The following is an 11,272-nucleotide window of genomic DNA, read 5'->3' as shown; positions in this document are numbered from 1 at the left end:
GCCGGCTCCAGGTCCTGCTCCACCTGCTCCAGGGTGAAGGCGTAGGCCACGCTCTCATCCCAATAGGCCTGGCCTTCGGTGTGGTGATAGACGAACCCGACCGCCTCGGCCTTGGCCTGCCAGTCGGGACGCGGGGTCAGCTTGAGGCGGCGCAAGGTCCTACTCGGCCTTTCCGTCCTTCTGCTCGATCTGCAGCGTCGGCTTGGCCGGGGCCAGGCGGGCCAGGACGTCGTCGGCGCTGGACTGGCCCGGCAGGATACCCGCCAGGCGCAGCTTCTCGTCGAGATCGGCGCCCGTGCGACGGTCTTCCAGTTCGCCGGCGGCCTTGATCTTCTCGCCGCGGATCATCTGGCGTTCCTTGATGCGGGCCAGGCTGTCGGCGGCTGAACCGAGCGAAGCGCCGGCGCCCGCGCCGCGCGCCGAGACGGCGGCCTGGGCCTTCTGGAYGCTCTCATTGACCTTCACGACATCGACCTCGCGACGCAGAGTCTCGATGCGGCGGTCGGTGGCGGTGATCGCGGTGTGCAGTTGGTCCTCGGCCACGCGCATGTCGCCGATCTGTGGTTCCTTCAGCGCGATGTCCTGCTCGAGGTCGGCGATGCGCTGGGCCACTTGACGGGCCAGGTCCATGTCACCCTTCTGGACGGCGGCGCGGGCCGAGCCCTCATATTTCGTGACCTGGTCGCGGAAGCCGGCGACTTCCTTTTCCAGGATGCGGCGACGGGCCACCAGGGTGGCCATGTCGTCGCGGGCCTTGCCCTGGGCAGTATCGGCGTCGCGGATTTCCTGGTCGAGGATGCGCAGGGCGTTGGCGTCGACGACGGCCGCGGTGGCTTCGTGCGCGCCGGCGCGACCCAGGGTGAACAGCTTGTTCCAGATGGACATGGGGGGTCTCCGAGGATCGCGAGTTAAGCGGTGGCGGGGGTGAAGGACGAGCGCAGGTCGGAGGCGGCCTCGATGGCGTTTTGCGCCAGGACCCGCAGCTCGATCAGGATATCGTCCAGCGACGAGGTCGTCGCCAGTTCACCGAAGAGTTCGTAATAGTCGCGGTCGCCGACCGCGCTGATGCCGAAGTTCGACAGCGGCACCAGCTTGTGGGCCTTGAGCAGGAACTCGTTGAAGGCGTGGCGGTCGGCCTGTTCGTCGACCGGCCACAGCAGCACCGAGGCGGCGATCTGCTGATCGCTGACGCTGATGAAGATCTCCAGATCGCCGTGATCGTGCATGGTCACCAGCAGGATCGGATCGGCGCCCTCGACCACGCGGGCCGTCATGGCGTCGCTGAAGCCGTCGGAAAGCGCCGTCTTCAGCGAGCGAACAGTCCAGGCGGGGGTCGTCATCGGGCGGTGTCTCCTTCGGCGAGCCAGTCTTGGCGCCGTTCATACTAGATGGGCGGGCGAACGCCAGTCGTCGAGAGCGCAACCTTACGTGCGCGCATGACAAGTTGGTAATCCGCCATTCCCTTTTGTGTGGCCCCCTTTTGTGCGGACGATCCACGTCGTACATGTGACGCGAGTTTCGCATCGGGTCGTTCATGTTCAGCAAGCTCTTCGGCCGCAAGGACGCCGCGCCCGCCTCGGCCCTGCCGGCGATCCGCAACGTCACCCTGGGCCGCACCGTCTGGCTGGACACCCTGGCCTGGCGACGACTGGGCGACGATCTGCGCTTCCCGCTGGACCGCGACACCCTGGAAATCACCGCCCAGGGCCTGGTCGACCTGAAGGACGGCGGCTTCGTGCATCGGTTCTACACCGACGACGACGTGATGTTCCAAGCCGTGTCCGACGACCGCGAAGGCCAGCGCGTCAACGACATCACCGTCTTCGTCCCGTGGAACAGCGCCTATCCGGGCGGCCGCGCCGACCGCGACGCCTGGGGCCAGCGCTTGCGAGCCCGCACCTTCACGGCCGCCGGCCTGCCCGAATATCAGCGGCTGTGGTTCGGCGACGAGGCCGAGAGCCAGGACCCGGTCACCTTCTGGGAAGATGTCCACGACGACCGCGACGGGATCCCAGACCGGCGAATCTATCAGACCTGCATGCTGTTCGGCCGCGACCTGCCCGGCGAAGGCCGCGAGTTGCTGCTGGCCATCGAGCAGGAGAACGAGGACCGCACCGAGGTGTCGTTCGAGATCATGATCGGCGTCCCTCTGGGCGTCGGCGAATTCCGGGCCTAGGGGCCTTAGGGGGAAAAGAAGATGGACCTGCACGGATTTGGCGCCAGCGCCCTGGCCTTCGTGGTGGCCTTCGTCGCCGCCGGCCTGTTCACGGTGATCTTCAAGATCGTCTACCAGTGGGTGACGCCCTACGACGAGGGCAAGCTGATCCGCGAAGGCAATGTCGCCGCGGCCCTGGCCCTGGGCGGCGCTCTGGTCGGCTATGTGCTCCCCCTGGCCTCGGCGCTCAGCAACACCGTGTCGCTGGTCGAGTTCTGCGCCTGGGCGGCCCTGGCGGGCGTGATCCAGATCGCCGCCTTCACCTTGGTGCGCGTGGTGGTGATGAAGGACGTCACCGCCCGGATCGAGAAGGGCGAGATCGCCGCCGGCGTCTATCTGCTCAGCATCTCCCTGGCGGTCGGCCTGCTCAACGCCGCCTGCATGACGGCCTGAGGCGCGCCATGAACGATCAATCCTCCATCCCCCAAGCCTCGCCTTCACGACGCCGCCTGCGCTCCAGCAGCCTGGCCCTGACCGGCCTGATGGCCGGCACGGCGATCTCGGTCAGCGCCTGCGACGATCCCGGCACCGCCACCCAGTGGGGCGACCCGCCGGCCGCCTCGCGCGAGGTCGACGCCAAGACCTACGCCTCGCTGAGCGACTGCAAGAGCTCGGGCGACATGACCGCCGCCCAGTGCGACACCGCTTACGCCCAAGCCCAGAAGGACAGCGCCGCCAACGCCCCCAAGTTCGGCGACCAGCAGAGCTGCGAGGAACGCTACGGCGTCGACCAGTGCGTGCCGCGTAACAACGGCGGCGGCGGCAGCTTCTTCACCCCGCTGCTGACCGGCTTCATCGTCGGCCAGGCCCTGAACAACATGGGCGGCGGCTACTACGGCGCGCCGATGTATCGCGATCGCAACGGCGGCTATTACGGCGGCGGCGGCTATCCGCTGTCTCGCGACTACGTCACCGGCCGCACCCGCGTGCGCACCGACAGCTTCAACGCGCCGGAGATGCGGGCCCCGACCCGCGTCCAGAGCCGCAGCTCGGTGATCTCGCGCGGCGGCTTCGGCGGATCCGGACGGTCGTTCGGGGGGTAGGACGACGTTGGGGACACGCCCTCGCGCGCAGCGCTCTTGTCGTGCGGCGCGGCTGGCGGCGAGCGCGTGCCCCCTCCCCCTCCCCTATGGCTTCACGAACTTGAGGATGAACTGGTCGGTCTTGCCCCGGATCGACGGGTCGAAGACGCTGGCGGTTCGCGGGTCGGCCGGGGCGCGCAGCAGCGGGCTCTCGGCGGCCAGCTTGAAGCCGGCGGCCTCGACCTCGGACTTCACGGCGGCGATGTCGATGCGGTGCAGGGTGTCCGGGGCGGTCAGGCCCGAACCGTCAGCGGCGTAGTGGTCGACGACCAGGAACACGCCGCCCGGCTTCAGCGACTTGAACACCTCGGCGTTGACCTTGGCGGCGGTGTCGGTCGGGAACGGCTTGAGGTGCAGGTCGTGATAGTTCTGCACGGTGATCACCGCGTCCAGCCCGTCGGGCAGGTCCAGCCCGATCAGGCTGCCGTCCAGGGGCGTGACGTTCTTGTAGGCCGCCGCGACGGTCTTCAGGTCCTCGCCGTACTTGGCCTGGAACTTGATGAATTCGGCCGGCTGATAGGCGTAGACCGCGCCGGTCGGGCCCACCGCCGCCGACAGGATGCGGGTGAAATAACCGCCGCCGATGATGAAATCGGCCACCTTGCCGCCCGGCTTGACGTTGGCCAGGGCCAGGATCTCGGCCGGGTGGCGCGCCGCGTCGCGGGCGGTGTCGGCCGCCGGCCGGGCCGGATCGGCCAGGGCGGCCGTGAGGTTGGCGGGGACCTGGGCGAAGCTGGGCGTCGCGAAAGCGCCGAGTACGCAGGCAACAGCCATGCCAGCAAAGAAGGGGGCAGAAATCACGGACCGCGACGTCATGGGCATCCTCACCGTTGTTTCCCCTCGATAGCGCGTCGCGGCGCCTGGGTGAACATCGGTATTCGAGATCGTCGCGAGTTTCGGGGGACAAGCTGGGGACAGGTCCCGCCGCTCGCCCCCCAAAGCCTTGGAGCGCCTGGCTCCGTCAGTGTGTCTCGTAGGCCGTCTTGCCGCCGCTGATCGCGAAGGCCTCTTCCGGCGACAGCACCAGCTTCTTGCGGCCGACCAGGGCGAAATAGACGATGCCCACGGCGAACCAGACCGCCACGCCGATCACCCCGGTGCGATAGATCGGATCCTTCAGCTGGTAGAAGATCGTCACCAGCGAGATCACCACCGTCAGGCCCGCGCCGGTCAGGCCGAACCTGCTCTTGTAAGGTCGATCCATCAGCGGGAACTTCTTACGCAGCAGGATGAACGACACGCCCTGGGCGACGTAGGACAGCATGGCCCCGAACACCGCCATGTTCAGCAGGGTGCCGCCGATCACCGCCGCGCCCTTTTCGGCCCCAAGGATGAACCAGACGGCCAGCATGACCGCCAGGCCGGCGACCGAGCCGGTCAGCAGGGCCACGTCCGGAGTCTTGCGCACGCCGTGGGTCACCGACAGGGCGCGCGGGAAGTAGCCGGCCCGCGACAGGGAATAGATCTGCCGGCCATAGGCGAAGATGATGGCGTGGAAGCTGGCGATCAGCCCCGCCACCGCGACGGCGGCCAGAACCTTGGCCAGGGCCCCGCCATAGATGGCGCGGAAACCGTCCAGGATCGGCTCGCCCGACTTGGACAGGGCGAAGGCGCCCGCCGGGATGCTGGAATTGAGCCACAGCACCAGCAGAGCCGAGACGATCAGGGTGGCCATGCCCAGGATGATGCCCTTGGGCAGGTCGCGCTGCGGCGTGTGGCTCTCCTCGGCCGCCAGCGGCAACTGCTCGATGGCCAGGAACAGCCAGACCGCGAACGGCAACTGCGCCAGGGCCCCGCCGACGCCGGCCGGCAGGAACGGTCCATGGCCGTTGGGCAGCTCGGTCCCGCCCGGTCCCACGTTCATGGCGTACTTGAAGAAGTCGGCGTGCGGCAGGGCGCTGACCCAGAACACCGCCAGGCAGGCCAGGGCCAGCAAGGTGATGAACACCGTGAACCGGAACGACATCGCCACCCCGCCGGCGTTCAGGCCCACGAAGACGACATAGGATCCGATCCAGTAGAGCGGCTGCACCCAGGCCGGTGTCTCGAAGATGCCCCCCAGGTACGAGCCGATGAAGAAGCAGACGACGGCGGCGGTCAGCACGTATTCGACGTTCTCGCACAGGCCGGTGATGAAGCCGCCCCACGGCCCCATGGCGGCGCGGGCGAAGCTGTAGGCCCCGCCGGTGTGCGGCTGGGCCGCGGCCATCTCGGCGATCGAGAAGGTCAGGCCCAGATACATGACGGTGATGATCAGGGTGGCCACCAGCATGCCGCCCCAGCCGCCGACGCCCATGCCCAGGTTCCAGCCCGAGAACTGGCCCGAGATCACCGCCCCGACGCCCAGCGCCCACAGCGAGAACACGCCCGCGTAGCGCTTGAGACCGCGCTTGTCGAAATACTCGGCGCCGACCTTTTCGTAGCTGACGCCGCCGCCCGTGATTTCCTCGCTCATGATCCCGTCCCCTTCTCGCCACTTGTCCCGACCCGAGGGTGCACCTGTCGGACGGGGTCGGCGAGCCTTCGTGATCACGAATTTCACGGTTGGGAGACCGGCGTTCACTATTTCGGCGCGATCTGCCAAGACACTCGGCACGTTCGGTCAGGTTCGGAGCCCTTCTGACCCTTACAGCCGTCCGTGCCAAGGAGGCGCGGATGAAGAACAACCCCGTCGATGCCTATCACGCACGAATGCGAAGGGTGCTCGCCCATATCGACGAGCATCTGGAGGATGATCTGAGCGTCGAGACGCTGAGCGAGGTCGCGGCTTTTTCCAAACACCATTTCCAACGGCAGTTCTCGTCGCTGTTCGGCATCAGCGTCGCCCGGTACGTCCAACTCGCGCGCCTGAAGCGAGCCTCCTATAGGCTGGCCTTTCGCGACCGCGACAGCGTGCTGCGCATCGCCCTCGACAGCGGRTACGAAGGGCCTGAAGCGTTCAGCCGCGCCTTCCGCCGGCGGTTCGACCAGAGCCCCAGCGCCTTTCGACGAGATCCCCGGTGGACTCCTTGGCTCACGGCGCACGCGCCGCTCACCCAAGCCCGGAGCAAGACCATGTCACCCGCCTATACCGACGCCGACGTGCGTATTATCGACTTTCCCCAGACCGCCGTGGCGGTGCTGGAGCATCGGGGCGATCCCGCCCGGATCGGCGACAGCATCCGCCGCTTTATCGCCTGGCGCCGAGCCGCCGGCCTGCCGCCCCGGCTCAGCGCCACCTACAACATCTTCCATGTCGACGAGGACGAGACCCCGCCCGAGGTCTTCCGCCTGGACCTCTGCGCCGCCAGCGATCGGCGGATCGAACCGAACGATGCGGGCGTGATATCCGGCATCCTCCCGCCCGGTCGCTGCGCGGTCCTGCGCCAGGTGGGCTCCAGCGACGACCTGCGCGCGACCGTGAACTACCTCTACGGCGAATGGCTGCCGAGAGCCGGCCATGAGCCGCGCGACTTCCCGGTGTTCGCCCAGCGCGTCAGCTTCTTCCCGGATGTGCCCGAGCACGAAGCTGTGACGGACGTGTTCCTGCCGATCCGGTAGAGGTTCGGGCTCACCCCCTTTGTTGTCATCCCGGGCGTAGCGAAGCGCGCAGACCCGGGTCTGACGCGTGAACGCAGACGCTTCCGGCGGTCCCTGATCCGCGCGCTTCGCGTTTGTCCGGGATGACAACCGATTTATGGCCAGCCAAGCCGCAAGCCGTCAGCTTGACTCCGCTCGTCATCAGTCGCATATTTCTGTCATGACAGAAACAGCAGATACCACGAAACGCCTCCCCGCCGCGGTCGAGCAGTTCGTGCTGCGATGGGGCGACATGGGCGGGCAATGGGGCGTCAACCGCTCCGTCGCCCAGATCCACGCCCTGCTCTATCTGGCCGACAAGCCGATGACCGCAGAGGACATCGCCGACAGCTTGGGCATGGCCCGCTCCAACGTCTCCAACAGCATCCGCGAGCTGATCGGCTGGAAGCTGATCCGCCGCGTGCCGCAGCTGGGCGACCGGCGCGACCATTACGAGGCCGAGGCGGATCTCTGGCAGATGCTGACCCGCATCGCCCAGGGCCGCAAGGAACGTGAGATCGATCCGATGGTCGAGGCTCTGGGTCCCGTCCTGGCCGCCGCCGAGAACGATCCCACCCTGAGCACGGTGGCGCGCAAGCGGCTGAAGGAGATGCACGGCTTCGTCACCACGATCGACAGCTGGTACGGCCAGATGCTGAGCGTGCCGCCCAGCACCTTGATGTCGTTGATCAAGATGGGCTCGAAGGTGGTCGGCCTGTTGGGCATGGGCCGCGGCAAGCCGGACAAGACGACCTAAAAATTTGCCCTGATATTTCTCTTTAGACAGAAATAACAGGCAAGACGAGACAGGGGATTTGGCGATGTTCGACCTCGAAAGACTCTATCCGACCCACGTCAGGAGCGATCCGGAGCCCGCGCTCGCCAGGCCCGCCCATCTGCACGACCTGCGCTTCCGCGCCCTGCTGGGCGAGGCCGGCTGGAACCGTCTGCCCCAGGCGGTGCGCGACCGCTTCAGCAAGCGCCTGCGCCCCGGCATGGCGGTGACCTATGTCGGCGAGATCATCGAGAGCCGGCGCAACTGGGCCGGCCAGGTGCTGGCCCAGCTGTGCCGCCTGATCGGCGCCCCCCTGCCCCTGTACGACGACCTGGGCGTGGCCGCCGTCGTGACGGTCACCGAGGACGGCCAGGCCGGCGGCCAGTTCTGGACCCGCATGTACAACCAGGCCCACGGCTTTCCGCAGGTGATCCACAGCAGCAAGCGCTTCGCCGGCCCGACCGGCCTGGAGGAGTATCTCGGCTGGGGCTTCGGCATCGCTCTGGCCGTCAGCGCCGACGAGACGGCGCTGCACTTCCATAACCGCCACTACTTCCTGGCGCTGGGTCCGGCTCGGTTGGGCCTGCGGTTGAAGCTGCCCGCCTGGCTGGCGCCGGGCGCGCTGACCATCAGCCACATCGACCAGGGCGACGGCGGCTTCGCCTTCGTCCTGGACCTTCGCCACCCGCTGCTGGGCCAGATGCTCCGGCAGGTCGGGGTGTTCCGCGAGCGTCCCGCCCACACCCATTAGGAGCCACGCCGATGACCGACCTGATCTGGAGCCTGGTGTTCGTCCAGGTGGCGATGGGCGGGTTCGACACCCTCTATCATCACGAGCTGACCGAGCGCCTGGCGTGGCGGCCGTCGCAGGCGGGCGAGCTGCGGCTGCACGGCGTGCGTAACTTGTCCTATGCGGTGATGCTGCTGGCCTTCGGCTGGACCCGGCCACAAGGGGCGCTGGCGGTTGTCCTGATCTTGCTGATGCTGGMCGAACTGGTCGTGACCCTGTGGGACTTCGTCGAGGAAGACCGCACGCGCAAGCTGCCGGCCAGCGAGCGGGTCACCCACACCCTGCTGACCCTGAACTACGGCGTGGTGCTGGCGCTGGTGATTCCGCTGCTGTCCGGCTGGGCGACGGCTCCGACCGCCTTGGTCCCAACCTCCTATGGTGTCTGGAGTCTGCTCTGCGCCCTGGCCGCCGTGGGGGTCGTGGTCTTCGGCCTGCGCGACCTGGCCGCCGCAGACCGGACCCGGCGGATCGTCTCCGCCGATCCCGCGCCCCTGGTCCAGGCGCTGGCGCCGCGCCAGTCCGTCCTGGTCACCGGCGCCACCGGCCTGATCGGCCGCCGCCTGATCGCGGCCCTGGTTGGGGCCGGCCACGAGGTCACCGCCCTGACCCGCGACCGCACCACCGCCGCCGACCTGCCCGCCCCCATCCGGATCGTCACCGCCCTGGACCAGATCGCCGGCGACACGCGGATCGACGCCATCGTCAACCTGGCCGGCGAGCCGATCTCCGACGGCCTGTGGACGCCCGCCAAGCGCCGGCGGATCGTCGGCTCGCGCCTGGCGGTGACCCGCGCCGTGGTCGCGCTGATCGCGCGGCTGGACCGCCGACCCAGCGTCCTGATCAGCGGCTCAGCCATCGGCTGGTACGGCCTGCGCGGCGACGAGGTTCTGGACGAGACCGCCGACGGCCTCGACTGCTTCTCGCGCACGATCTGCCGGCGCTGGGAGCGGGCGGCGATGCGGGCCCAGGATCTGGGCGTGCGCGTGGTGCGGCTGCGCATCGGCATCGTCCTGGCCATCGAYGGCGGGGCCCTGTCGCGCATGCTGACGCCGTTCGAGTTCGGCCTGGGCGGGCCGTTCGGGGCCGGCCGCCACTGGATGAGCTGGATCCACCTTGACGACCTGGTGCGTATGATCGCCTACGCCATCGCCACGCCGGACCTCGACGGGCCGGTCAATGGCGCGGCGCCGGAGCCAGTGCGCAACGCCGACTTCGCCCGGGCGCTTGGCCGGGCCCTCAATCGTCCCGCCATTCTGCCGGCGCCGGCCGCACCGCTGCGCCTGGCCCTGGGCGCGTTCGCCGACGAGCTGCTGCTGAAGGGCCAGCGCGTCGTCCCGGCGGCGGCCCTGGCCAGCGGGTTCCGGTTCACCCATCCCACGCTGGACGGAGCCCTCGCGGCGATCGTGGGCACGCCGGCGGCGCGACAACCAACGCCCGTCGCACGGCTGGCCGAGGCCTGAGGCTTCCCAACCCCGCGCGCTTGCCCCAGCCTGGGCGGATCGACCGCCCGACACAGGCGCGGCCGCGGAGGATTCGGCGGGATGGCGGACGAGATCGACCTGGGAACGTTCGACTATGTGGTGGTCGGCGCCGGCTCGGCGGGATGCCTGCTGGCCAACCGCCTGTCGGCCGATCCCTCGATCAAGGTCCTGTTGTTGGAGGCCGGCGGCCGGGACAACTGGATCTGGTTCCACATTCCCGTCGGCTACCTGTTCGCCATCGGCCATCCGCGCGCCGATTGGCGGCTGGAGACGATCGCCCAGCCCGGCCTCGACGGCCGCGCCCTGGCCTATCCTCGCGGCAAGGTGATCGGCGGGTCCTCGTCGATCAACGCCATGATCTACATGCGCGGCCAAGCCCAGGACTATGATGGCTGGCGCCAGCGGGGCCTGACGGGTTGGGGTTGGTCCGACGTCTTGCCCTACTTTCTGAGGCATGAGGACCACATCGCGCCGAAGGGCGATCATCACCGGTCGGGCGGCGAATACCGGGTGGAGCATCCCCGGGTGCGGTGGGACATTCTGGACGCCATCCGCCAGGCCGGGGCCCAGGCAGGCGTGCCCGAGGTCGAGGATTTCAACGGCGGCGACAATGCGGGCTCGTCCTATTTCCAGGTCAATCAGCGCGCGGGTCGCCGATGGAGCACAGCCTCGGCGTTTCTGAAACCCGTGCTGGCGCGCGGCAACCTGCGCCTGGAGACCGGCGTCGAGGTGCAGCGGATCGTGCTCGACGGACGGCGAGTGGTCGGGCTGCGCGCGGTGCGCGACGGCCAGGCGCTGACCGCCCGGGTGGCCGGCGAGCTGATCCTGGCGGCCGGCGCGATCGGCTCGCCGCTGATCCTGCAGCGTTCGGGCATCGGCGATGCCGAGGCCCTCAAGCAGGCCGGGGTCGCGGTCCAGCATCACCTCCCGGGCGTCGGCGCCAACCTGCAGGACCATCTGCAGATCCGGCCGGTCTACAAGGTGACCGGCGTGCGCACCCTGAACACCGACTACGCCAATCTGGTCCGGCGGGTGGGCATGGGCGTGGACTATGCGCTGCGGCGATCAGGCCCCCTGACCATGGCGCCGTCGCAGCTGGGAATGTTCTGCCGCTCCGACCCCGGCCGCGCCACGCCGAACCTGCAGTTCCACTTCCAGCCGTTGAGTCTGGACCGGTGGGGCGACGGCCTGCACCGGTTCGGGGCCTTCACCGCCAGTGTCTGCAACCTGCGCCCGACCAGCCGGGGCGGCGTGCGCCTGTCGGGGCCCGACCTGGCAGACCCGCCCCGGATCGACCCCAACTACCTGGCCACCCAGGAGGATCGCGATGTGGCCGTCGCCTCGTTGCGCTGGGCGCGCCGGATCGTCGGC

The 11,272-nt window shown here is 68.6% G+C and carries 13 protein-coding genes; 8 read left to right on the top strand and 5 right to left on the bottom strand.

Annotated elements, in window-relative coordinates:
- From AC1DZ6_RS09330 to AC1DZ6_RS09320, 3 genes are all read right to left on the bottom strand, one after another.
- The coding region (locus tag AC1DZ6_RS09330; protein ID WP_477096913.1) for a glutathionylspermidine synthase family protein at positions 1–155 on the bottom strand (155 nt) is incomplete at its 3' end.
- Positions 156–159: 4 nt separating this feature from the next.
- Positions 160–885 carry a PspA/IM30 family protein gene (locus AC1DZ6_RS09325; protein ID WP_477096911.1) on the bottom strand — a complete coding sequence of 242 codons (726 nt, stop codon included), beginning with the start codon at positions 883–885 and terminating at the stop codon, positions 160–162.
- 23 nt (positions 886–908) lie between these two features.
- Positions 909–1,340, bottom strand: coding sequence for a YjfI family protein (locus AC1DZ6_RS09320; protein WP_477096910.1), 432 nt, complete (start codon positions 1,338–1,340; stop codon positions 909–911).
- 194 nt (positions 1,341–1,534) lie between these two features.
- Here AC1DZ6_RS09320 and AC1DZ6_RS09315 point away from each other — a divergent pair, with 194 nt between their 5' ends.
- The 3 genes from AC1DZ6_RS09315 to AC1DZ6_RS09305 are packed head-to-tail and all read left to right on the top strand — an operon-like array spanning position 1,535 to position 3,258.
- Positions 1,535–2,176, top strand: a complete 642-nt coding sequence (locus AC1DZ6_RS09315; protein ID WP_477096909.1) for a YjfK family protein — start codon at positions 1,535–1,537, stop codon at positions 2,174–2,176.
- A gap of 21 nt (positions 2,177–2,197) precedes the next feature.
- Entirely contained in the window at positions 2,198–2,608 is a 411-nt protein-coding gene (locus AC1DZ6_RS09310; protein ID WP_477096908.1) for a DUF350 domain-containing protein, read from the top strand.
- Between the two features lie 8 nt (positions 2,609–2,616).
- Entirely contained in the window at positions 2,617–3,258 is a 642-nt protein-coding gene (locus AC1DZ6_RS09305; RefSeq protein WP_477096907.1) for a DUF1190 domain-containing protein, read from the top strand.
- An 84-nt stretch (positions 3,259–3,342) separates the two neighbouring features.
- Here the strand turns inward: AC1DZ6_RS09305 and AC1DZ6_RS09300 are convergent, their stop codons facing one another.
- Together AC1DZ6_RS09300 and AC1DZ6_RS09295 are read right to left on the bottom strand one after the other, a co-directional pair.
- Positions 3,343–4,071, bottom strand: a complete 729-nt coding sequence (locus tag AC1DZ6_RS09300) for a class I SAM-dependent methyltransferase (protein ID WP_477096912.1) — start codon at positions 4,069–4,071, stop codon at positions 3,343–3,345.
- Between the two features lie 187 nt (positions 4,072–4,258).
- Positions 4,259–5,752, bottom strand: coding sequence for an amino acid permease (locus tag AC1DZ6_RS09295; protein ID WP_477096906.1), 1,494 nt, complete (start codon positions 5,750–5,752; stop codon positions 4,259–4,261).
- A gap of 200 nt (positions 5,753–5,952) precedes the next feature.
- Here AC1DZ6_RS09295 and AC1DZ6_RS09290 point away from each other — a divergent pair, with 200 nt between their 5' ends.
- From AC1DZ6_RS09290 to AC1DZ6_RS09270, 5 genes are all read left to right on the top strand, one after another.
- Positions 5,953–6,837, top strand: a complete 885-nt coding sequence (locus tag AC1DZ6_RS09290) for an AraC family transcriptional regulator (protein WP_477096905.1) — start codon at positions 5,953–5,955, stop codon at positions 6,835–6,837.
- A gap of 253 nt (positions 6,838–7,090) precedes the next feature.
- The gene (locus tag AC1DZ6_RS09285; RefSeq protein ID WP_477096904.1) at positions 7,091–7,612 is read left to right on the top strand and encodes a GbsR/MarR family transcriptional regulator; all 522 of its coding nucleotides are present in this window, start codon (positions 7,091–7,093) and stop codon (positions 7,610–7,612) included.
- 64 nt (positions 7,613–7,676) lie between these two features.
- Positions 7,677–8,381 carry a DUF4166 domain-containing protein gene (locus AC1DZ6_RS09280; RefSeq protein ID WP_477096903.1) on the top strand — a complete coding sequence of 235 codons (705 nt, stop codon included), beginning with the start codon at positions 7,677–7,679 and terminating at the stop codon, positions 8,379–8,381.
- 11 nt (positions 8,382–8,392) lie between these two features.
- A complete protein-coding gene (locus tag AC1DZ6_RS09275; RefSeq protein WP_477096902.1) occupies positions 8,393–9,880 on the top strand; it encodes a TIGR01777 family oxidoreductase in 1,488 nt (495 codons plus the stop codon).
- A gap of 81 nt (positions 9,881–9,961) precedes the next feature.
- Positions 9,962–11,272 (top strand): GMC family oxidoreductase (locus AC1DZ6_RS09270; protein ID WP_477096901.1); only part of this gene is annotated, 1,311 nt, incomplete at its 3' end.

The sequence above is a fragment of the Caulobacter sp. P1_B12_2 genome (assembly GCF_056406675.1).
Note: the sequence above shows the minus strand (reverse complement) of the source record. Positions and strands in the feature narration are given on the sequence as shown.